This is a genomic window from Streptococcus sp. NM (assembly GCF_003390135.1).
Taxonomy (GTDB): Bacteria; Bacillota; Bacilli; order Lactobacillales; family Streptococcaceae; genus Streptococcus.
This window is the reverse complement of the sequence record NZ_QUOS01000003.1, coordinates 118,785-142,500: the sequence shown is the minus strand read 5'-3', so window position 1 is coordinate 142,500 and position 23,716 is coordinate 118,785. Positions and strand designations below refer to the sequence as shown.

Genomic DNA, 23,716 nt, shown 5'->3' with positions numbered 1-23,716 from the left:
AGGCTTATTTATTTGCAAACTCTGAGTTTACAGGTGCGGATTGGGATACGAAAATTTCAAGGGATATTTTCTGGGAAGAATCGATGCATGGTATCTATCCAGAAAACGTTGGGGTCAATGCAAGACTATTTAAAGATGAGGATAATTTTTTTGATTATCTAGATCATTCTGCAATTTTTACTGCGGAACGTGATGGACAAACCTTTTATTTTTATCCGATTCAGGCTAGGGACTATTTGGCTACACCTGAAATCCAAGCATTTTCTCTTAATGGGGATGAGATTCTTATTTCCCCTCAAGAGAAGGATTTTGAAACCCATCGTAGTTATCAGTACCAAGACTTAACGACTCGCGGAACAGTTGAGTTTCGTAGTGTGTGTACTCAACCTCTAGATAGAACATTCGCTTCAGCAGCTTTTCACTTGGGACTGTTAGTTAATTTAGATAAGTTAGAAGCTTACTTAGAAGCAGCACCTTTCTTTAAAGAATTTGGGCGAAATTATAAGTTTTTAAGACGGCAATTTTCTAAGAAAAAGCTTACAGATGAGGAAGAAGCTGGGATTATTGAATTTTCCAAAGACTTACTCCTGCTAGCTGAGGAAGGACTGGAGATGAGAAATAAGCAAGAAATGACCTATTTACAGCCTTTGAAAGAAGAATTGGGCCTATAATTTCTCTTATAAAGGGAGAATTTTCTGAAAAATCATGATATAATGGAAGAGACTATAGATAAAGGATAAAGAGTAATGACATTAGTTTATCAATCAACGCGTGATGCCAACAATACAGTAACTGCCAGCCAAGCTATTTTGCAAGGTTTGGCGACGGACGGTGGTTTGTTTACACCGGTTACTTATCCAAAGGTAGATTTGGACTTTGACAAATTGAAAGATGCTTCTTATCAGGAAGTTGCTAAGATTGTTTTGTCAGCATTTTTAGATGACTTTACAGCTGAAGAGTTGGACTACTGTATCAACAATGCCTACGATAGCAAATTTGATACTCCATCTATTGCGCCTTTGGTGAAATTAGACGGTCAATATAACTTGGAACTTTTCCATGGTTCAACAATTGCTTTTAAGGATATGGCCTTGTCTATTTTGCCATACTTTATGACAACAGCTGCTAAGAAGCATGGTTTGGAGAACAAGATTGTCATCTTAACAGCGACATCTGGTGATACTGGGAAAGCCGCTATGGCAGGGTTTGCGGATGTTCCTGGTACTGAGATTATCGTCTTTTATCCAAAGGATGGTGTCAGCAAGGTACAAGAGTTGCAAATGACCACTCAGACTGGTGATAATACTCATGTTATCGCCATTGATGGTAACTTTGACGATGCGCAAACAAATGTGAAGCATATGTTTAACGATGTGGCTCTTCGTGAAAGATTAGCGGCCAACAAGTTACAATTTTCATCAGCAAACTCTATGAATATCGGTCGTTTGGTGCCACAGATTGTTTATTATGTTTATGCCTATGCTCAGTTTGTTAAGTCTGGTGAGATTGTGGCTGGTGATAAGGTCAACTTCACAGTACCAACAGGAAACTTTGGAAATATCTTGGCTGCCTTTTATGCTAAACAAATCGGTCTTCCAGTTGGTAAATTAATCTGTGCTTCAAATGACAACAATGTTTTGACAGACTTCTTCAAGACACGTGTTTACGATAAGAAGCGTGAGTTTAAGGTAACAACTAGCCCATCTATGGATATCTTAGTATCTTCAAACTTGGAGCGTCTCATTTTCCACCTTTTGGGTAATAATGCGGCTAAAACAGCTGAACTCATGAATGCCTTGAACAAGCAAGGACAATATGAGTTGACAGACTTTGATGCAGAGATTCTTAACCTCTTTGCAGCTGAATATGCGACTGAGGAAGAAACAGCGGCAGAAATCAAGCGTGTTTATGAGTCAGATTCTTATATCGAGGATCCACATACGGCGGTTGCCTCGGCAGTTTATAAGAAATACCAAGCGGCTACTGGCGATGTGACTAAGACAGTGATTGCTTCAACAGCGAGTCCATACAAGTTCCCAGTGGTTGCAGTAGAAGCTGTAACTGGAAAATCAGGACTTGGCGACTTTGAGGCCTTGGCTCAATTACATGACATTTCAGGAGTGGCAGTGCCACCAGCGGTTGATGGCCTTGAAACAGCTCCAGTTCGTCATAAAACAACAGTGGCAGCTGCTGACATGCAAGCAGCGGTTGAGGCTTATTTAGGACTTTAAGACAGAGGGAGTAAACTCGGTTGGGAAACCAACTGAGTTTCTTTTCATCAGGAGGAAGGATTGTTTAAGAAAAATAAAGACATTCTTAATATTGCCTTACCAGCTATGGGCGAAAACTTTTTGCAGATGCTCATGGGGATGGTGGATAGTTACTTGGTAGCCCATTTGGGCTTGATAGCTATTTCGGGTGTATCAGTAGCTGGCAATATTATCACGATTTACCAGGCGATTTTCATCGCTCTGGGAGCTGCTATTTCCAGTGTTATTTCAAAAAGTTTGGGGCACAAGGATCAATCTATGCTAGCCTATCATGTGACTGAAGCCTTGAAGATTACCTTACTATTAAGTTTTCTTTTAGGAGCTTTGTCCATCTTCGCTGGGAAAGAGATGATAGGACTTTTGGGGACGGAGAGAGATGTAGCTGAAAGTGGTGGACTCTACCTATCTTTAGTAGGCGGATCGATTGTTCTCTTAGCTTTAATGACTAGTCTGGGAGCCTTGATTCGTGCAACGCATAATCCACGTTTGCCCCTCTATGTGAGTCTTTTATCCAATGCTTTGAATATTCTTTTTTCAAGTCTAGCTATTTTTGTTCTGGATATGGGGATAGTTGGTGTTGCTTGGGGGACAATTCTGTCTCGCTTGGTAGGTCTTGTGATTTTATGGTCGCAATTAAAGTTGCCTTTTGAGAAACCGACTTTTGGTTTAGATAAGGAACTATTGACCTTAGCTTTGCCAGCAGCTGGAGAGCGGCTCATGATGCGGGCTGGAGATGTCGTGATCATTGCTTTGGTCGTTTCTTTTGGAACGGAGGCGGTGGCTGGAAATGCAGTCGGAGAAGTCTTGACCCAGTTTAACTATATGCCTGCTTTTGGAGTTGCTACGGCAACGGTCATGCTGGTAGCTCGAGCAGTTGGAGAGGATAATTGGAATAGAGTAGATAAGTTGAGTAAACAAGCCTTTTGGCTCTCTCTGGTCCTCATGTTACCCTTGACCTTTAGTATCTATGTCTTGGGTATACCACTAACTCATCTCTATACGACTGATTCTCTAGCGGTTGAGGCTAGTATTCTAGTGACACTGTTTTCACTAATTGGTACTCCTATGACGATAGGAACAGTCATCTATACAGCAGTCTGGCAGGGTTTGGGCAATGCTCGGCTTCCCTTTTATGCGACAAGTATAGGAATGTGGTGTATCCGCATTGGAACAGGATATCTGATGGGGATTGTGCTTGGTTGGGGCTTGCCCGGTATTTGGGCCGGAACCCTTTTGGATAATGGTTTTCGTTGGTTATTTCTACGTTACCGTTACCAGCATTATATGAGCTTGAAAGGATAGGAAATGAAAAAAACAGCTTTTATTTGGGATTTAGACGGGACTTTATTGGACTCTTACGAAGCGATTTTGTCAGGGATTGAGGAAACTTTTGCTCAGTTTTCTATTCCTTATGATAAGGAGCAGGTGAGAGAGTATATCCTCAAGTATTCGGTGCAAGATTTGCTTGTGCGGGTAGCAGAAGATAGAAATCTGGATGTGGAAGTGCTCAATCAAGTCCGTGCCCAGAGTCTGGCTGAGAAGAATGCTCAGGTAGTTTTGATGCCAGGTGCGCGTGAAGTGTTGTCTTGGGCAGACCAAGTAGGAATTCAACAGTTTGTCTACACTCATAAAGGAGATAATGCTTTTACCATTCTAAGAGACTTGGGTTTGGAATCTTATTTTACAGAGATTTTAACAAGTCAGAGTGGCTTTGCGCGGAAGCCAAGTTCAGAAGCGGCTACCTATCTGTTAGGCAAGTATCAGTTGGATTCTGAGAAGACCTATTATATAGGGGATCGGACTCTGGATGTGGAATTTGCCCAGAATAGTGGGATTCAAAGTATCAACTTTTTAGAGTCGACTTATGAAGGAAATCACAGGATTCAAGCGTTAGCAGATATTTCCCGTTTTTTTAAGGCTGAGCGATAAAAAGATTGTGTCAGTTTTGTGACAGAGACCTAACAAACTATTTCAAGTAACCGAGTTTGTTACAAGGAATAGACAGTTCTGTTAAATAGGCCCGAGAGGGCTTTTTTTCTTCTTTTTTGTGTTATGATAGACAGGTACTCATTTGAAAGGAATTTGAAAGAATGAAGAAAAGAATATTATTAGCCTCAACGGTAGCCTTGTCATTTGCCCCAGTATTGGCAACTCAAGCAGAAGAAGTTCTTTGGACTGCACGTAGTGTTGAGCAAATCCAAAACGATTTGACTAAAACGGACAACAAAACAAGTTATACCGTTCAGTATGGTGATACCTTGAGCACTATTGCAGAAGCCTTGGGTGTAGATGTCACAGTTCTTGCGAATTTGAATAAAATCACTAATATGGACCTGATTTTCCCAGAAACTGTTTTGACAACGACTGTCAATGAAGCAGAAGAAGTAACGGAAGTTGAAATCCAAACACCTCAAGCAGACTCTAGTGAAGAAGTGACAACTGCGACAGCAGATTTGACAACTAATCAAGTGACCGTTGATGATCAAACTGTTCAAGTTGCAGATCTTTCTCAACCAATTGCAGAAGCTCCAAAAGCAGTAGAAACTACAAGTACAAAAGAAGTAGCAACAAGTTCAAAAGTTACAGAGACAGTGACTGCTTCAGAAGAAGTAGCGCCTTCTACAGGAACTTCTGCTTCAGAGGAGCAAACAGTCGAGACAAGCAATGCAGTTGTAGAAGCCGCTCCTCAGGCAACGATTCCAGCTGAGAAAGAGGAAACACAAGAAAGCACTCAAGCTGAATCAGTAGTGGAAGCAACTACAACGCCAGTAGAAGAAAAAGCAACCGAAACAACTGCAACAAGTTCAGAAGAAGCAAAAGAAGCCTCATCAAATGAAGCTACAACAGCAGTTTCTACTTATCAACCAGAAGAGACGAAAACAACTTCAGCAACTTACGCAGCTCCAGCAGCGCCCGATTATGCTGGACTGGCAGTAGCAAAATCTGAAAATGCAGGTCTTCAACCACAGACGGCTGCCTTTAAAGAAGAAATTGCTAACTTGTTTGGCATCACATCCTTTAGTGGTTATCGTCCAGGAGACAGTGGAGATCACGGAAAAGGTTTGGCTATCGATTTTATGGTACCAGAAGGCTCAGAACTAGGGGATAAGATTGCGGAATACGCTATTCAAAACATGGCTAGCCGTGGCATTAGTTATATCATCTGGAAACAACGTTTCTATGCTCCATTCGATAGCAAATATGGGCCAGCTAATACTTGGAACCCAATGCCAGATCGTGGTAGCGTGACAGAGAATCACTATGATCACGTTCACGTTTCAATGAATGGATAAACCCAATTTAGTAACATCATTTTGACGAATGAGATCTAGCTTTCATGATAGGAAGTAAGTCTCATTCGTTTTTTTCTTTGTCATACTCTTCGAAAATCTCTTCAAACGACGTCAGTTTTATCTGCAACCTCAAAGCTGTGCTTTGAGCAACCTACGGATAGCTTCCTAGTTTGCTCTTTGATTTTCATTGAGTATCAATATGAATGGGAAATGGAAGTTACCATTTTGTAATGATTGAAGCAACATTCTTGCAATCTATTTTAATTTATATTATACTTGATTAGTCAATTATTGATGAATCAATCGAAAAGAGAAAAGAAATGATAGAGATTCAAGATCTACTTTATCAACTCCGCTTGTCTGAGCAAGCGAGTACGCAATTGTTTGAAAAAAGACTTGGGATTAGTTTGACACGGTATCAGATTTTATTATTTTTGCTGAAGCATTCCTCTTGTAATCAAATAGCGGTTCAGGAGCGTTTGAAGATTGATCAGGCTGCTTTGACCCGACATTTCAAAATTCTGGAAAAGGAAGGTTTGGTGGAGCGTCATCGTAATCCTGAAAATCAGCGGGAAGTGTTGGTAGAAGCTACGAAGTATGCCAAGGAGCAGTTAGTGGTGAATCCACCTCTGAATCATGTCAGGGTTAAGGAAGCGATGGAAAGTATCTTAACAGAGTCTGAGAGAACAGAACTCAGCCGTTTATTAAATAAATTGGTTTTGGGTATTGAAAATATAGAAATTTAAGGAGAAATAGATGTCAATTATTACAATTTTAGCAACGATTGTTGCTTTGGAACATTTTTACATTTTTTACTTGGAAAGTGTTGTAACGCAATCAGATGCAACCAGTCGAGTCTTTAACATGGAAAAGGAAGAACTGGCTCGTCCGTCAGTAACTTCATTGTTTAAAAATCAAGGGATTTATAATGCTTTGCTAGGAGTCTTTCACTTGTATGGGATTTTTTTCTCACAGAATTTAGAAATTGTGACTATTTTTGTCTTGTTTGTGATTGGTGCTGCGGCTTATGGCTCTCTCACAGCAGATAAAAAAATTATTTTAAAGCAAGGCGGACCAGCTATTTTTGCCTTGATTAGTATTTTACTTTTTAAATAAAATCAAAAGGTCAATCCTAGTCTCGCTAGTCCTTTTCACTCCAGAATAAGGGAAATATGTTATACTTGTTTTATTGTCGGAAAAAGAGTTTCATGGAATTGGTTGTAAGGAGTTAGAAATGAAAGTATTAGTGACAGGCTTTGAGCCCTTTGGAGGGGAAAAGGTTAATCCAGCTTTGGAGGCCATTAAAGGTTTGCCAGCTGAAATCCATGGCGCTGAGGTCAGCTGGCTAGAAGTGCCAACAGTTTTTTACAAATCTGCTCAAGTATTGGAAGAAGAGATGAACCGTTATCAACCTGACTTTGTCCTTTGTATCGGCCAAGCAGGTGGAAGGTCTAGCTTGACACCTGAGCGAGTAGCCATTAATCAAGACGATGCACGCATCCCGGATAACGAAGGTAATCAGCCGATTGACCTTCCCATTCGAGTGGATGGTGCTTCGGCTTACTTTAGTAGTTTGCCGATTAAAGCGATGGTTCAAGCTATAAAAAAAGAGGGCTTGCCGGCCTCTGTTTCCAATACGGCAGGGACTTTTGTCTGCAATCATTTGATGTATCAGGCCCTCTATTTGGCAGAAAAGAAATTTCCACATGTTAAGGCAGGTTTTATGCACATTCCTTATATGATGGAACAGGTGGTGAATCGACCGACCACTCCAGCTATGAGTTTAGTTGATATTAGGCGAGGGATAGAAGCGGCAATCGGAGCCATTATCGAACATGGAGATGAGGACCTCAAGTTGGTAGGTGGAGAAACTCATTGATAGAAAAAAGCTTGAGGGGCCACCTTCAAGCTTTTGGACGTTTTCGAGCCAGTACTGCTCGGTAAAAAATTATTTTATTGATTTGAATGTAGGGTAGGAGTGAGAAACTAGCAATCCCAAAGGTAATCCAATTGAGGAAATACCAAGGAAGGAGTTGTAAGTCTAGGACAAAGCGCTGAAATTTGTAACCTTTCATTAAGAAACGGCTGGTCTTAAGGATTTGCCCTGGTTTGGCTTGTCCTAAATCTAGAGTATCACAGAGGAGAAATTCTACCTGTGAATAGGCATAGTATTGTGGAATATAGAGACTATTTCCGACAATCATCAAGAGGATACTTGCTAGAAAGTAGAGACCAAATGTCATGAGGAAACGCTCGGTTTCAATTGACGTAAGATCCAGATTGGGAAACTCAGGATGAAGGGCAACGAATTTCTTTGCAAGAAAGCTACTGTAAAAAAGGAAGTAAATTCCAAGCAAACTAGGAATGCTCCATAAGAAGAGATAGAAACGTTTGAGAAGGAGAGTCAAAAAGGTTTGTGAAAAGTGCTCTTCGTTAAAGAGAGTGAGACTATTTTTGACGGATAGTTCTGTATCTGAGTTCTTGATGAGTTTCAGCGTTGTATAGACGGAACTGGTTAGAAGTATTGTTCCAATAAAGGAGACTAATAGTGGAAAAAGGTAGGCTTGGAATACATGACTAAGTACGCTTAAAAAGGGTTGCTCTAAAATAGACTCGTTGATACGCTCTAAGGGATTGAGGAAGCCAGACAAAATGACCAGCATGCTAGGTAAGAGATAGACGAGAAAGAGTCGGGGATTTTCAGCCTGAAATTGTCTGGCCTGCAGACGAATGGTTTTTAAATCAATTTTTGGGTATTTCATTCTCTCATTATACCATAGTTCGTGACAGTTCCAGCTTTTTTTGATAAAATCATACAGTATGCCCTTGGGCACAAAGTATGAACTGGGACTGTCTTTCCCAGCTTCGGAGGTAAAAAATGTCAGATTCACCAATCAAATATCGTTTGATTAAGAAAGAAAAACACACAGGAGCTCGCCTGGGGGAAATCATCACTCCCCATGGCACCTTCCCAACACCTATGTTTATGCCAGTTGGGACACAAGCCACTGTCAAAACTCAGTCGCCTGAAGAATTGAAGGAGATGGGTTCGGGAATTATCCTGTCAAACACCTATCATCTCTGGCTTCGTCCTGGAGATGAACTCATCGCTCGCGCAGGTGGTCTCCACAAGTTCATGAATTGGGACCAGCCTATCTTGACAGATAGTGGTGGTTTCCAGGTTTATTCTCTAGCAGATAGCCGAAATATCACAGAAGAAGGGGTAACTTTTAAAAACCATCTCAATGGCTCTAAGATGTTCTTGTCACCAGAAAAAGCCATTTCTATTCAGAACAATCTAGGCTCAGATATTATGATGTCCTTTGACGAATGTCCTCAGTTTTATCAACCATACGACTACGTTAAGAAATCAATCGAGCGTACAAGCCGTTGGGCTGAGCGTGGTTTGAAGGCTCACCGTCGTCCACATGACCAAGGGTTATTTGGAATTGTGCAGGGGGCTGGATTTGAAGACCTGCGTCGCCAATCGGCTCATGACCTTGTCAGCATGGATTTCCCAGGCTACTCTATCGGTGGCTTAGCAGTGGGAGAAACCCACGAAGAGATGAATGCGGTCTTGGACTTTACAACCCAATTGTTGCCTGAAAACAAACCTCGCTATTTGATGGGTGTGGGAGCGCCAGATAGCTTGATTGATGGGGTGATTCGTGGAGTGGATATGTTTGACTGTGTCTTGCCGACTCGTATCGCTCGTAATGGGACTTGTATGACCAGTCAAGGTCGTTTGGTTGTCAAAAATGCTCAGTTTGCTGAGGACTTTACGCCACTGGATCCTGAGTGTGATTGCTACACATGTAAGAACTATACACGCGCTTATCTTCGTCACCTGCTCAAGGCTGATGAAACCTTCGGTATCCGCTTGACTAGCTACCACAATCTTTACTTCTTGCTTAACCTGATGAAGCAAGTGCGACAAGCCATCATGGATGACAATCTCTTGGAATTCCGTGAGTATTTTGTTGAAAAATATGGCTATAATAAGTCAGGCCGTAATTTTTAAACTGGAATTGATATAAGCTAAAAATCCTAAGTTTTCTCTTGGGATTTTTCTTCTTTTTTTGATAGAATAAAGTGTATAATGAAAGGGAGAATAAACTCGTATGCGCATTAAATGGTTTTCCTTGATTAGGATTACAGGTTTACTTTTGGTACTCTTGTATCATTTCTTTCAGACGATCTTTCCTGGAGGATTTTTCGGGGTAGATGTCTTTTTCACGTTTTCAGGCTTCCTGATTACGGCTCTACTCATCGAAGAATTTTCTAAAAAGCATGAGATTGACTTGATAGGATTTTTTAGGAGACGCTTTTATCGGATTGTGCCACCTGTGGTTTTGATGGTCTTGGTAACCATGCCCTTTACTTTTCTAGTTCGGCAAGATTATGTGGCTGGAATTGGGGGTCAGATTGCGGGTGTCTTAGGCTTCATGACCAACTTCTATGAACTCCTAACAGGTGGGAGCTATGAATCTCAGTTCATTCCACATTTGTTTGTTCATAATTGGAGCTTGGCTGTTGAGGTTCACTACTATATACTCTGGGGATTGGCAGTTTGGTTCTTATCTAAACAGTCCAGATCAAATGGTCAGTTGAGAGGAATGGTCTTTCTCTTATCTGCTGCTGCCTTCTTGATCAGCTTCTTCTCCATGTTTATCGGTAGTTTTCTAGTAACCTCTTATTCTTCTGTTTACTTCTCTAGTTTAACTCATGTCTATCCATTCTTTTTGGGAAGTATCTTAGCAACGATTGTAGGCGTTCGTCAGACGACTTCCCTAGTTAAGCAGTTGGATAAAATATGGGATTTACGAAAGACCCTTTTAGTTTTTGGAGGAGGTTTTGGCTTCCTACTCATTTTGACTTTCTTTGTCAAATTTACCTATCTCTTTGCCTATCTTATGGGCTTCTTGCTTGCCAGCCTTGCAACCATTGCTATGATTCTGGCGGCGCGTGTCTTACATGAAAAGACTCCTAACGTGCAGGAGCCAAAGATGATTAGCTTTTTAGCAGATACTAGCTATGCGGTTTATCTTTTCCATTGGCCTTTCTATATCATTTTTTCACAGTTGACATCAAATCTTTTTGCTGTGTTACTGACTTTGATTTTTTCTTATGGATTCGCCAGCCTATCATTTTATGTGTTGGAACCTTGGATTGCAGGAAAGGACACACCTATTCTACAAACTCTTCGTCCCCTGCCTCATATTCACGCAATCCTTGCAGCAAGTACAGGAATCTTGGCCTTCATTGTCTTTTTAGTGACTTTGATGGCGCCACAAGTGGGAGCTTTTGAGACAGACTTAACTGTCAATGGCTTGAAGCAAGCTGCAACAAATATTAGCCAGACCAAGGTGATGACAGAACGAGCAGAAGCTGATAGTTTAGGAATTGCTGATGGCACTATGCTAATTGGTGACTCGGTGGCCTTAAGGGCAAATACAGCCCTGCAGACAGCCCTTCCTGGAGCACAGATTAACGCACAGGTCAGCAGAACAACTAAGACTGCCAATGAAATCATGCTCAACAATAGCCAGAATAAATTTCTACCAAAGATGGTGGTTATTGCAACTGGGGTAAATAATCCTGAAAATTATAAGGAAGACTGGGATAGTATCGTAAAAAATCTTCCTAAGGGGCACCATATGGTTTTGGTGACTCCTTATGAAGGAGATAAGACAAAAGAGACCTATGCAATCGTTGAGAAAGAGGCTGCCTATATGAGAGAATTGGCAGAGAAGACACCTTACATCACGATAGCAGATTGGAATCAAGTTGCTAAGGAACATCCAGAAATTTGGACTGGAACAGACCAAGTCCATTTTGGAAGTGACAACAGTAAAATTGAAGCAGGAGCAAAATTGTATGCAGATACCATTGCTACAGCCTTGCAAACAGCTCAAGACAAGCCAGTCAAATCAAAATAACTTGTATTTAAAAGAGAAGAGTTGGAGAAATCCAGCTCTTTTAAAATATCTCTAGAAAATAGGTCTATACCATTTACAAATAAAAAAGAAAGGTTTATAATGTAATTGACATAATAAATTGTGGAATCAATCTTTTAAGGAGGTTAACATTATGCCTAACTATATTAAAGCGGATCAGTTTTTCTACCCACACGGAGTGCGTCGTGGTGGTTACTTGGAACTTGTGGACGGCAAGTTTGGAAAACATGTCGAGCAGATTCCTGAGGGAGCTGAGATTATTGACTATACAGGTTATAGCATTGCTCCAGGACTTGTAGATACCCACATTCATGGATTTGGCGGTGTGGATGTTATGGATAATAATATCGAAGGAACCCTTCATACCATGAGTGAAGGACTCCTCAGCATGGGGGTAACGAGCTTCTTGCCAACCACTTTGACATCATCTTATGAGCAATTGCTTGCGGTAACAGAAAATATTGGTGCTCGTTACCAGGAAGCAAGTGGAGCCAAGATTCGTGGGATTTATTTTGAAGGGCCTTATTTCACAGAGAAATACAAGGGCGCTCAAAACCCTGCCTACATGAAAGATCCTCGTATGGATGAGTTTCGTGCTTGGCAAAAAGCAGCAAATGGCCTGCTAAACAAAATTGCCCTTGCGCCAGAACGTGAAGGTGTAGAAGACTTTGTTCGTACGGTTACAGGCGAAGGCGTGACGGTTGCTCTTGGTCACTCAGATGCAACATTTGACGAAGCTAAAAAGGCAGTAGATGCTGGAGCGAGCGTCTGGGTACATGCCTACAATGGCATGCGTGGCTTGACTCACCGTGAACTCGGTATGGTTGGAGCTATGTATCAATTGCCACATACCTATGCAGAGTTAATCTGTGATGGTCACCACGTAGATCCAAAAGCCTGCGAAATTCTTATCAAACAAAAAGGAACTGAAAATATTGCCCTTATCACAGACTGTATGACAGCTGGTGGATTGGAAGACGGTGACTACATGTTGGGAGAATTCCCAGTTGTCGTTGCAAATGGAACTGCTCGCCTCAAATCGACAGGTAACTTGGCAGGTTCTATTCTCAAACTCAAAGATGGTTTGAAAAATGTTGTCGATTGGAATATTGCCTCTCCACACGAAGCAGTTATGATGGCCAGCTTCAACCCAGCAAAATCTGTTCACATTGATGATGTCTGTGGTCAAATCCGTGAAGGCTACGACGCAGACTTTATCGTACTAGATAAAGATTTGGAATTGGTAGCAACCTACCTAGATGGCGTGAAACGTTATCAAGCATAAGAGAGAAAGCAGGAGTTAAAGACTGATTTCTTTTCAGGTTTTATAAAGAATAAACTGCACCCCAAAAGTTAGATTTTTTCCGCCTAACTTTCGGGGTGTTTTCGTTATGTGTAAAACAGAACTAAATTCTCTAGATAAACTATTCATCTAACTTTTTTGGGGAGGGAGTACTGTTTGGAAGATTTTTTAATTTCCTAGGTAAATATCCTTAAATGAGGAGTAAGGATATACATAAGAAAATTCTTTGTTGTCTTGAAGTGGCTTCCTTTTGTCTTTAGAAAACACCTCTAAGTATGGTAAAATAGTAGGAGAATAATGTGAGGAAAATGAATGTCAAATAGTTTTGAAATTTTGATGAATCAATTGGGGATATCTACTGAAATGAGACAGGCTCCTGCTTTAGCACAGGCCGATATTGAGCGAGTTGTGGTTCATAAAATTAGTAAGGTATGGGAGTTTCATTTCGTATTTTCTAATATTTTACCGATTGAAATCTTTTTAGAATTAAAGAAAGGTTTGAGCGAAGAATTTTCTAAGACAGGCAATAAAGCTGTTTTCGAAATCAAGACTCTGTCTCAAGAATTTTCAAATCAACTCTTGCAGTCCTACTATAGAGAGGCTTTTTCTGAGGGGCCATGTGCTAGTCAAGGTTTTAAGTCCCTTTATCAGAATTTGCGAGTTCGTGCGGAGGGCAATCAGCTATTTATTGAAGGATCTGAGTCGATTGATAAAGAACACTTTAAGAAAAATCATCTTCCTAATTTAGCTAAACAACTTGAAAAATTTGGCTTTCCAACTTTTAATTGTCAGATCGAGAAGAATGATGTTCTGACCCAGGAGCAGGAAGAGGCCTTTCATGCTGAAAATGAGCAGATTGTTCAAGCTGCTAATGAGGAAGCGCTCCGTGCTATGGAACAACTAGAACAGATGGCACCTCCTCCAGCAGAAGAGAAACCAGCCTTTGATTTTCAAGCTAAAAAAGCTGCAGCTAAACCCAAGCTGGATAAGGCGGAGATTACTCCTATGATCGAAGTGACGACGGAGGAAAATCGTCTGGTCTTTGAAGGGGTTGTTTTTGATGTGGAGCAAAAAGTGACCAGAACAGGGCGTGTTTTGATCAACTTTAAAATGACAGACTACACTTCCAGTTTTTCGATGCAAAAGTGGGTCAAGAATGAGGAAGAGGCCCAGAAGTTTGATCTAATTAAGAAAAATTCTTGGCTCCGAGTGCGTGGGAATGTGGAGATGAATAACTTCACGCGCGATTTGACTATGAATGTGCAGGATGTGCAGGAAGTTGTTCACTATGAGCGGAAGGATTTGATGCCAGAAGGTGAGCGTCGGGTTGAGTTTCACGCTCATACTAACATGTCGACTATGGATGCTCTACCAGAGGTTGAAGAAATCGTTGCGACAGCTGCTAAGTGGGGACACAAAGCAGTTGCTATCACTGACCACGGGAATGTTCAATCCTTCCCACACGGCTATAAAGCGGCTAAGAAAGCAGGAATCCAGCTAATTTATGGGATGGAAGCCAATATCGTGGAGGACCGTGTCCCTATCGTCTATAACGAAGTGGAGATGGACTTATCAGAAGCTACTTACGTGGTCTTTGACGTGGAAACGACGGGTCTATCAGCCATCTATAATGACTTGATTCAGGTTGCGGCCTCTAAGATGTACAAGGGGAATGTTATTGCCGAATTTGATGAATTTATCAATCCTGGGCATCCCTTGTCAGCTTTTACTACTGAGTTGACTGGAATTACAGATGACCATGTCAAAAATGCCAAGCCACTAGAACAAGTTTTGCAAGAATTCCAAGAATTTTGCAAGGATACAGTCTTAGTTGCCCACAATGCGACCTTTGACGTTGGCTTTATGAATGCCAATTATGAGCGTCACGGTCTGCCTAAAATTAGCCAGCCAGTTATCGATACGCTCGAATTCGCAAGAAATCTCTATCCTGAGTATAAACGTCATGGTTTGGGACCTTTGACCAAGCGTTTTGGTGTGGCTTTGGAACATCACCACATGGCTAACTACGATGCGGAAGCTACAGGTCGCCTGCTTTTTATCTTTATCAGAGAGGTGGCAGAAAAACATGGTGTGACCGATCTAGCTAGGCTCAACATTGATTTGATTAGTCCAGATTCTTATAAAAAAGCTCGGATCAAGCATGCGACTATTTATGTCAAGAATCAGGTAGGTCTAAAAAATATCTTTAAGCTAGTTTCTTTGTCCAATACTAAGTACTTTGAAGGAGTGCCGCGGATTCCGAGAACAGTTCTAGATGCCCATCGGGAAGGTTTGATTTTAGGTTCAGCTTGTTCTGAAGGTGAAGTTTTTGATGCAGTCGTTTCCCAAGGTGTGGATGCGGCGGTTGAGGTGGCCAAGTATTATGACTTTATCGAGGTTATGCCACCAGCTATCTATGCTCCCTTGATTGCTAAGGAGCAGGTCAAGGATATGGAGGAACTCCAGACCATTATCAAGAGTTTGATAGAGGTTGGAGACCGTCTTGGTAAGCCTGTTCTGGCTACGGGAAATGTCCACTATATCGAACCGGAAGAAGAAATTTATCGTGAAATTATCGTCCGTAGTTTGGGCCAAGGGGCTATGATTAACAGAACTATCGGTCATGGAGAACATGCCCAACCAGCTCCTTTGCCAAAGGCTCATTTTCGAACAACCAATGAGATGTTGGATGAATTTGCCTTCTTGGGAGAGGAACTGGCACGCAAACTAGTTATTGAAAATCCCAATGCCTTGGCAGATATATTTGAACCTGTTGAGGTTGTTAAGGGGGACTTGTATACGCCTTTCATCGAAAAGGCTGAAGAAACAGTTGCCGAGTTGACCTATAAGAAGGCATTTGAGATTTATGGAAATCCGCTGCCAGATATCGTTGATTTGCGGATTGAAAAAGAATTAACTTCTATTCTGGGGAATGGATTTGCTGTGATTTATCTGGCATCGCAGATGCTGGTGCAACGTTCCAATGAACGGGGCTATTTGGTGGGTTCTCGTGGGTCTGTAGGATCTAGTTTTGTTGCGACCATGATTGGTATTACAGAGGTCAATCCTCTCTCTCCTCACTATGTCTGTGGTCAGTGTCAGTACAGTGAGTTTATCACCGATGGTTCTTACGGTTCAGGTTTTGATATGCCCAATAAGGACTGTCCAAACTGTGGTCATAAACTCAGCAAAAACGGACAGGATATTCCTTTCGAGACCTTCCTTGGTTTTGATGGGGATAAGGTTCCTGATATTGACTTGAACTTCTCGGGAGAAGACCAGCCTAGCGCCCACTTGGATGTGCGTGATATCTTTGGTGAGGAATATGCCTTCCGTGCAGGAACGGTTGGTACGGTGGCTGCCAAGACTGCCTATGGATTTGTCAAGGGTTACGAGCGAGATTATGGCAAGTTTTATCGTGATGCAGAAGTGGAACGTCTAGCCCAGGGAGCTGCTGGTGTCAAACGAACGACAGGACAACATCCGGGAGGAATTGTTGTTATTCCTAACTATATGGATGTTTACGACTTTACGCCTGTCCAGTATCCAGCAGATGACGTGACGGCTGAATGGCAGACCACTCACTTTAACTTCCATGATATCGACGAGAACGTCCTCAAACTTGATGTACTGGGACATGATGATCCGACCATGATTCGGAAACTTCAGGACTTGTCTGGGATTGATCCTAATGAAATTCCTATGGATGACGAAGGTGTAATGGCCCTCTTTTCTGGGACTGATGTGCTAGGTGTGACTCCTGAACAAATCGGAACTCCGACAGGCATGCTGGGGATTCCAGAGTTTGGAACCAACTTTGTCCGAGGCATGGTCGATGAAACCCATCCGACGACTTTTGCGGAGTTGCTTCAGCTGTCTGGTTTGTCCCACGGTACCGACGTTTGGCTGGGCAATGCCCAGGATTTGATCAAGCAAGGGATTGCGGACCTATCAACCGTTATTGGTTGTCGGGACGATATCATGGTTTACCTCATGCATGCTGGGCTCGAGCCTAAGATGGCCTTTACTATCATGGAACGGGTGCGTAAGGGTTTGTGGCTGAAGATTTCCGAAGAGGAGCGAAATGGCTATATCGAAGCCATGAAGGCCAATAAGGTTCCAGAGTGGTATATCGAGTCCTGTGGGAAAATCAAGTATATGTTCCCTAAAGCCCATGCGGCAGCCTACGTTATGATGGCCTTGCGTGTGGCCTACTTCAAGGTTCACCATCCCATTTATTATTACTGTGCTTACTTCTCCATCCGTGCTAAGGCTTTTGATATCAAGACCATGGGTGCGGGCTTAGATGCTATTAAGCGAAGAATGGAAGAAATCGCTGAAAAACGGAAGAACAATGAAGCTTCTAATGTGGAAATCGATCTCTATACAACTCTTGAGATTGTTAATGAAATGTGGGAGCGTGGTTTCAAGTTTGGAAAACTCGATCTCTATCGTAGTCAGGCGACAGAATTCCTCATTGATGGGGATACTCTCATCCCGCCATTTGTAGCAATGGATGGTCTGGGAGAGAACGTTGCCAAGCAGTTGGTACGAGCGCGTGAAGAGGGAGAATTTCTTTCTAAAACAGAATTACGCAAGCGTGGCGGACTTTCCTCAACCTTGGTTGAAAAGATGGATGAAATGGGCATTCTCGGCAATATGCCAGAGGATAACCAGTTGAGTTTGTTTGATGATTTGTTTTAAGAAGGTAGATTATCACCAATTTTACAATGTTTGATAATTAAAAAAATAACAGGACATTGGACAATCCTGTTATTTTTTAATTGTGAACATAAATATACAACGGCTAGATTACTAATCCTCTAAGACTATATCCTCTTCTTTTAGGTCTTCTATCAGCTTCTGCTTATAATGAGTCAGAGAGAGTGTATGTTGACCGACCCAAGATTTTTTAAATAAGTCCAATAATTCTTTGTTTTTAATGAGGTCTTCTGGTCCTATAACCTTTTCTATTAAATGATTATCTTCGCAGAATGATATTAGGGGATTATTATCTATTGTACGGTAGGATGTATAATTAATAGTATTGTCGAAAAAATAATAAATAAAACTCTGAAGTTTACCTGTTGGTTCGTAGAATCCTAATCTAAGAGATGAGTCTCTAGGGCTAGGAGAAATTTCAATTTTTACGGGAAAATTGAGAATGTAATATTCAAATAAGTCTTCTTCATCAGATTTAGATTCTTCAAATTTATCTAATAATGGAATCAATATGTTGCTATTGAAGCGTAGGGTATTCATATCCTCTAACATAAAAAATACTGAATCTGCACTAGTGCTAAATTTTCCTGATTCTATTAGAAGAAAGCTGTAGTCCTGCATTTTGCTATCCGTTTGTATATTTAGAAAATAAGCAACAAAATATTCTTGAAAAGAACGATGGGAAAACTTGTATCTGTTTCCTTCCTTGTATAGTACACATAGGCAGTTTTCTAAATCGTGGATAAAATTGCCTATATTGAGAACGTTTTTAATTCGAGGAGGAAATTTTTTAAAAATGTCTTCAATCTCTGGGAAGGTAAACTCTGTTTTTGCTTTTTGATATGTTAGAAAACAGAAGATTGCAAAACACTCTTTAAAAGTATCTGAACTTAAATTTGATAACATTTTTCGTCGATAACTTTTCGTAGCATCGTGCTTTGAGAACATGGTATCAAAGGCTTGATAGTAGAATAGGTGTAATTTTTGCGGGATTTCTGCATAGTCATTATAAGTGGAGAGCATAATATTTAGCAACAGAGGGTTTGAAGCAAAGGACTTATGTCTATTATATAAACCACTCTCTAAATCACGTATAAATTTATCTTTTAGTTCCTCATCTGGATATTCAATTTTAGTAATAAGACTTATAGCTTGTTCCTTAGTAAAAGGAACAGCTTTTAAAACTGTGAAACGTTGAAATTCAATGAATTCGGATTCGCTATAAGGTCTGGAAGAAAGGATATAATGGTTTTCAGGATATTTGTCACAAAAATCATTTAACTTCTTGAAAAATTCTTTTTGGTTTTCGCTATACAATTCATCATAGCCATCCAATAGGAATAAAAAGCATCCAGATTGAAGTGCATAATCTAAATATTCTTCTTGAAATGTATTGTGAAATTGATTTAGTTTTTTTAACAGTAATTTTTCAAGGTCTAAATGCTCCTCGTCGTTGAAATCTTTTAATTCAATAAAAATAGGAATATAGTCTTTTAATTCTAATTCACTTAGAAAAAGGTGTTTCATGAGGGTGGATTTACCAATTCCACCAGAACCTTCAATGATTAAAAATTTTGAGAGATTAGTTAGTATTTTTGTTGTAGTGGGCTTGATGATGTCTGAGCCTTTTTCTAAAAAAGGAACTTCAAAAAAATCATACAGTCTTTTGGGCTCGATTCCGTAGATAATCGTTTTGACTTTACTGTATTTTTCATAAGAATTTGTCAAATACGCTTGGAATGGAATTTCTAGATCAATTTTTACCTCATTGTAGAGCGTTTTAAATTTGTCAGTTGTTTTGGAAATAATAGGTGAAAGGTATTTATCCAGAATAGCACTAGTAACTTGTTTTGCAATTTCATTATTAAAATTTTCGTCCATTATCTTTTTGCTCCTGTGGATTTTTTAGTGTATATCTATAGAATATCACCTCGCCTTTTTTATGTCAATATAGCTATATATTTCGTTTTTAATTCTTGGATAGGTAGTTAAAAACAAGCTTCAGTAAGCTTGTTTTTTAAAATACCAATATATGTGATATACTAGTAAGGGAGGATATTTCATGAAACTAAGAATTTTTGCGGAAGATAGGCCAGCTGAGAAGGTGTTTGAGTATCAATTAGAACTTGCTGATCAGACAATTCTTCTATCAACAGCACTTTTGTCTGGTGCCATTGCTTTAGCAGGATTGTTTTCTGCCTTGAAAGAAAAATAAAAATAGAAAAGAGAAACAATATGGTTTTACCAAATTTTAAAGAAAATCTAGAAAAATATGCGAAATTGTTGGTTGCGAACGGAATCAACGTGCAACCTGGTCACACTTTGGCTCTCTCTATCGATGTGGAGCAACGTGAGTTGGCTCACTTAATCGTCAAAGAAGCTTATGCCTTGGGTGCGCATGAGGTGATCGTTCAGTGGACAGATGATGTCATTAACCGTGAGAAATTCCTCCATGCGCCAATGGAGCGTCTGGACAATGTTCCTGAATACAAGATTGCTGAGATGAACTATCTTTTGGAGAAAAAAGCTAGCCGTCTTGGGGTTCGTTCTTCTGACCCAGGTGCCTTGAACGGTGTGGATGCTGACAAGCTATCAGCTTCTGCTAAAGCTATGGGACTTGCCATGAAGCCAATGCGCATCGCAACTCAATCCAACAAGGTTAGCTGGACGGTAGCAGCCGCTGCTGGACTTGAATGGGCTAAGAAAGTCTTTCCACATGCTGCGAGTGACGAAGAAGCAGTCGATCTCCTTTGGGACCAAATCTTCAAAACTTGCCGTGTCTACGAAGAAGATCCTGTTAAGGCTTGGGAAGAGCATGCAGCTATCCTCAAGAGCAAAGCTGATATGCTCAATAAAGAGCAATTTTCAGCCCTTCACTACACAGCGCCAGGGACTGATTTGACACTTGGTTTGCCGAAGAACCACGTTTGGGAATCAGCTGGTGCTATCAATGCACAGGGCGAAGGATTCTTGCCAAATATGCCGACAGAGGAAGTCTTCACAGCGCCTGATTTCCGTCGCGCGGATGGTTATGTAACCTCTACAAAACCGCTTAGCTATAATGGAAATATCATCGAAGGAATTAAAGTAACCTTCAAGGATGGACAAATCGTGGATATTTCAGCTGAGAAGGGTGATCAGGTCATGAAAGACCTTGTCTTTGAAAATGCGGGTGCGCGTGCCTTGGGTGAATGTGCCTTGGTACCAGATCCAAGCCCAATTTCTCAGTCAGGCATTACCTTCTTTAACACCCTTTTCGATGAGAATGCTTCAAACCACTTGGCTATCGGTGCAGCCTATGCGACTAGTGTTGTTGGTGGAGCGGAGATGAGCGAAGAGGAGCTTGAAGCTGCGGGGCTTAACCGTTCAGATGTTCACGTGGACTTTATGATTGGGTCTAGTCAAATGGATATCGATGGTATCCGTGAGGATGGGACACGTGTACCACTCTTCCGTAACGGAGATTGGGCAAATTAAGGAGATAATATGTTAGGAAGTATGTTCGTTGGTCTCCTAGTGGGATTTTTAGCAGGTACTCTGACCAATCGTGGAGAACGCATGGGATGTTTTGGAAAAATGTTTCTAGGCTGGATTGGTGCCTTTATAGGCCACTTACTTTTTGGGACTTGGGGACCGATAATAGCAGGAACTGCCATTATTCCGGCAGTACTAGGTTCCATGATTGTCTTAGCGATTTTCTGGAGACGAGGAAGTTAATTTCTTAAATCTGATACTCAATGAAAATCAAAGAGCAAACTAGGAAACTAGCCGCAGGTTGCTCAAAGCACTGTTTTGAGGTTGCAGATAGAACTGACGAAGTCAGCTCAAAACACTGTTTTGAGGTTGTAGATAGAACTGACGAAGTCCGTGACATATATACGGCAAGGCGACGTTGACGCGGTTTGAAGAGATTTTTGAAGAGTATGAAACGAAAAGGAGGTTGGTCATTGTACCAGCCTCCTTTTGAGTATGATATAATAGTTCTATGAGATTAGATAAATTTTTAGTTGCCTGCGCTGTGGGAAGTCGGACTGAGGTCAAAAACTTGCTCAAGGCTGGGCGCGTGACGGTAAATGGTAAAAAAGAAAAATCAGCTAAATTGCAGATTGATGAAGAAGGAGATGAGATTCGCTTTGATGGGCAAGTGCTGGAGTATGAAGAGTTTGTCTACTACATGATGAACAAGCCCCAAGGGGTTATTTCAGCGACTGAGGATCCTAAGCACAGAACCGTTCTGGACTTGCTGGATGATATTGCTCGGAGCAAGGAAGTTTTCCCAGTAGGACGCTTGGATATCGATACGCATGGACTCTTGCTCCTGACCAATGATGGTCAGCTGGCTCATGCTCTTCTTTCGCCAAAGCGTCATGTGGATAAGACCTATCTGGCTCAGGTCAAGGGAATTATGGCCCAAGAAGATGTGGAGATATTTGCTGAGGGTATTCCTCTCAAAGACTTTACCTGTCAACCCGCTAGACTGGAGCTTGTGTCCATAGATACAGAAAAGAATCAAAGCCAAATCCGTGTGACCATTGCAGAAGGGAAGTTTCATCAGGTCAAGCGTATGGTGGCCTACTGTGGCAAGGAAGTAATAGACTTGCAACGTTTGACTATGGGAACTCTAGTATTGGATGAGAACTTGCAGCGAGGAGAATGGCGTCGCTTGACCAAGGAAGAATTAGAGGTTCTCCTTGCAAGTATTGCTTAGTTTGGTTTATTTTCGAAAAAGGTGAGGGACAATGTCCTTGCCTTTTATGTTTTTCAGTTGCTTCCTTTGTGAAAAGAGTTATAATAGACTGTAGAATAAAAGGAGGAATCTATGAACGCGATTCAAGAATCATTTACTGATAAATTATTTGCCAATTATGAAGCAAATGTCAAATACCAAGCGATTGAAAATGCAGCCAGCCACAATGGAATTTTTGCAGCCCTAGAACGTCGCCAAAGCCATGTAGACAATACACCTGTTTTCTCATTGGATTTGACTAAGGACAAGGTAACCAACCAGAAAGCGTCTGGTCGTTGCTGGATGTTTGCAGCTCTTAACACCTTCCGCCACAAACTCATTTCACAATATAAATTGGAAAATTTTGAGTTATCACAGGCCCACACCTTCTTCTGGGACAAGTATGAGAAATCAAACTGGTTCTTGGAGCAAGTCATTGCGACTGCAGACCAAGACTTGACCAGCCGTAAGGTTAAATTCCTACTCCAAACACCACAACAAGACGGAGGTCAGTGGGATATGGTGGTGTCTCTCTTTGAGAAATACGGTGTCGTTCCTAAGTCGGTTTACCCTGAATCTGTTTCATCTAGCAGTAGTCGTGAGCTAAATGCCATTCTCAACAAATTGCTTCGTCAAGATGCTCAAATCTTGCGTGACTTGCTCGCTTCTGGTGCAGACCAAGCGACTGTTCAAGCTAAGAAAGAAGACCTCTTGCAAGAAATCTTTAATTTTCTTGCTATGTCCCTAGGCCTTCCACCACGTAAATTTGACTTTGCTTATCGCGATAAGGATAACAACTACCAAAGCGAAAAGGGCATTACACCACAAGAGTTTTACAAGAAATATGTCAATCTTCCTCTAGAGGACTATGTTTCTGTTATCAATGCCCCAACTGCTGACAAGCCTTACGGCAAATCTTACACAGTTGAGATGTTGGGGAATGTGGTTGGTAGCCGTGCGGTTCGTTACATCAATGTACCGATGGAACGCTTGAAAGAATTAGCGATTGCCCAAATGCAAGCAGGTGAGACTGTTTGGTTTGGATCAGATGTCGGTCAACTCAGCAATCGTAAAGCTGGGATCCTTGCGACAGATGTTTATGACTTTGAATCAAGCATGGACATTAAACTCACTCAAGACAAGGCTGGACGTTTGGATTACAGTGAGAGCTTGATGACCCACGCCATGGTCTTGACAGGTGTGGATTTGGATGAAAATGGCAAGTCAACCAAGTGGAAGGTTGAAAACTCATGGGGAGACAAGGTTGGTACAGATGGTTACTTTGTTGCTTCAGATGCTTGGATGGACGAATACACTTATCAAATTGTTGTTCGTAAGGAATTACTAACAGCAGAAGAACTAGCTGCCTATGAAGCAGAACCAATCGTCCTTGCACCATGGGATCCAATGGGTGCCTTGGCCGAATAAAAGTATAGAAAAAAGGA

Annotated in this window: 19 protein-coding genes (1 of these 19 running past the window's edge); 17 read left to right on the top strand and 2 right to left on the bottom strand. The window is 41.2% G+C overall.

Annotation, left to right across the window (positions count from 1 at the left end; translation table 11 throughout):
- The 8 genes from DXN33_RS06465 to pcp all read left to right on the top strand — a co-directional run.
- A protein-coding gene (locus DXN33_RS06465) for a gamma-glutamylcysteine synthetase (protein ID WP_115904661.1) crosses the window boundary here: on the top strand, nt 1–671 show its 3' portion. Its footprint begins 607 nt before the window's first position; the window shows 671 of its 1,278 coding nt (coding positions 608–1,278); its start codon lies off the left edge, out of view; its stop codon occupies nt 669–671.
- A gap of 75 nt (nt 672–746) precedes the next feature.
- On the top strand, nt 747–2,231 hold the full coding sequence (gene thrC / locus DXN33_RS06460) for a threonine synthase (RefSeq protein WP_115904660.1): 1,485 nt from the start codon (nt 747–749) through the stop codon (nt 2,229–2,231).
- Between the two features lie 60 nt (nt 2,232–2,291).
- The gene (locus DXN33_RS06455) at nt 2,292–3,572 is read left to right on the top strand and encodes an MATE family efflux transporter (RefSeq protein ID WP_115904659.1); all 1,281 of its coding nucleotides are present in this window, start codon (nt 2,292–2,294) and stop codon (nt 3,570–3,572) included.
- A 3-nt stretch (nt 3,573–3,575) separates the two neighbouring features.
- Nucleotides 3,576–4,199 (top strand): HAD family hydrolase, encoded by a 624-nt coding sequence (locus tag DXN33_RS06450; protein WP_115904658.1) that lies wholly within the window; start codon nt 3,576–3,578, stop codon nt 4,197–4,199.
- A gap of 161 nt (nt 4,200–4,360) precedes the next feature.
- Complete coding sequence (locus DXN33_RS06445) at nt 4,361–5,563, top strand: LysM domain-containing protein (RefSeq protein ID WP_115904657.1); 1,203 nt, start codon at nt 4,361–4,363, stop codon at nt 5,561–5,563.
- A gap of 320 nt (nt 5,564–5,883) precedes the next feature.
- Complete coding sequence (locus DXN33_RS06440; RefSeq protein WP_181897295.1) at nt 5,884–6,309, top strand: MarR family winged helix-turn-helix transcriptional regulator; 426 nt, start codon at nt 5,884–5,886, stop codon at nt 6,307–6,309.
- Nucleotides 6,310–6,319: 10 nt separating this feature from the next.
- Nucleotides 6,320–6,679 carry a DUF1304 domain-containing protein gene (locus tag DXN33_RS06435; protein WP_115904656.1) on the top strand — a complete coding sequence of 120 codons (360 nt, stop codon included), beginning with the start codon at nt 6,320–6,322 and terminating at the stop codon, nt 6,677–6,679.
- A gap of 118 nt (nt 6,680–6,797) precedes the next feature.
- Nucleotides 6,798–7,442 (top strand): pyroglutamyl-peptidase I, encoded by a 645-nt coding sequence (gene pcp / locus DXN33_RS06430; RefSeq protein ID WP_115904655.1) that lies wholly within the window; start codon nt 6,798–6,800, stop codon nt 7,440–7,442.
- 25 nt (nt 7,443–7,467) lie between these two features.
- On the opposite strand, the gene DXN33_RS06425 is transcribed toward pcp, so the two are convergent.
- Entirely contained in the window at nt 7,468–8,325 is an 858-nt protein-coding gene (locus tag DXN33_RS06425) for a DUF975 family protein (RefSeq protein ID WP_094753060.1), read from the bottom strand.
- Between the two features lie 116 nt (nt 8,326–8,441).
- Between DXN33_RS06425 and tgt the strand changes: the two genes are divergently transcribed.
- The 4 genes from tgt (at nt 8,442) to DXN33_RS06405 (ending at nt 17,527) form a co-directional block, all read left to right on the top strand.
- On the top strand, nt 8,442–9,584 hold the full coding sequence (tgt, locus tag DXN33_RS06420) for a tRNA guanosine(34) transglycosylase Tgt (RefSeq protein ID WP_001285237.1): 1,143 nt from the start codon (nt 8,442–8,444) through the stop codon (nt 9,582–9,584).
- Between the two features lie 100 nt (nt 9,585–9,684).
- On the top strand, nt 9,685–11,502 hold the full coding sequence (locus DXN33_RS06415) for an acyltransferase family protein (RefSeq protein WP_115904654.1): 1,818 nt from the start codon (nt 9,685–9,687) through the stop codon (nt 11,500–11,502).
- 151 nt (nt 11,503–11,653) lie between these two features.
- Nucleotides 11,654–12,805, top strand: a complete 1,152-nt coding sequence (gene nagA, locus DXN33_RS06410; RefSeq protein WP_042749962.1) for an N-acetylglucosamine-6-phosphate deacetylase — start codon at nt 11,654–11,656, stop codon at nt 12,803–12,805.
- Between the two features lie 330 nt (nt 12,806–13,135).
- Nucleotides 13,136–17,527, top strand: coding sequence for a PolC-type DNA polymerase III (locus DXN33_RS06405; RefSeq protein WP_115904653.1), 4,392 nt, complete (start codon nt 13,136–13,138; stop codon nt 17,525–17,527).
- A gap of 111 nt (nt 17,528–17,638) precedes the next feature.
- On the opposite strand, the gene DXN33_RS06400 is transcribed toward DXN33_RS06405, so the two are convergent.
- Nucleotides 17,639–19,426 (bottom strand): NACHT domain-containing NTPase, encoded by a 1,788-nt coding sequence (locus DXN33_RS06400; RefSeq protein ID WP_225742282.1) that lies wholly within the window; start codon nt 19,424–19,426, stop codon nt 17,639–17,641.
- 181 nt (nt 19,427–19,607) lie between these two features.
- On the opposite strand from DXN33_RS06400, the gene DXN33_RS06395 reads away from it, so the two are divergent.
- From DXN33_RS06395 to pepC, 5 genes are all read left to right on the top strand, one after another.
- Complete coding sequence (locus tag DXN33_RS06395) at nt 19,608–19,760, top strand: hypothetical protein (protein WP_049499548.1); 153 nt, start codon at nt 19,608–19,610, stop codon at nt 19,758–19,760.
- Between the two features lie 20 nt (nt 19,761–19,780).
- Nucleotides 19,781–21,022: an aminopeptidase gene (locus tag DXN33_RS06390; RefSeq protein WP_115904651.1), complete on the top strand. Its 1,242-nt coding sequence runs from the start codon at nt 19,781–19,783 to the stop codon at nt 21,020–21,022.
- 9 nt (nt 21,023–21,031) lie between these two features.
- On the top strand, nt 21,032–21,262 hold the full coding sequence (locus DXN33_RS06385; protein ID WP_000901572.1) for a GlsB/YeaQ/YmgE family stress response membrane protein: 231 nt from the start codon (nt 21,032–21,034) through the stop codon (nt 21,260–21,262).
- Between the two features lie 268 nt (nt 21,263–21,530).
- A complete protein-coding gene (locus tag DXN33_RS06375) occupies nt 21,531–22,253 on the top strand; it encodes a pseudouridine synthase (protein ID WP_115904650.1) in 723 nt (240 codons plus the stop codon).
- 111 nt (nt 22,254–22,364) lie between these two features.
- Nucleotides 22,365–23,699 carry an aminopeptidase C gene (gene pepC / locus DXN33_RS06365; RefSeq protein WP_049492743.1) on the top strand — a complete coding sequence of 445 codons (1,335 nt, stop codon included), beginning with the start codon at nt 22,365–22,367 and terminating at the stop codon, nt 23,697–23,699.
- The last annotated feature ends 17 nt before the right edge of the window (nt 23,700–23,716 follow it).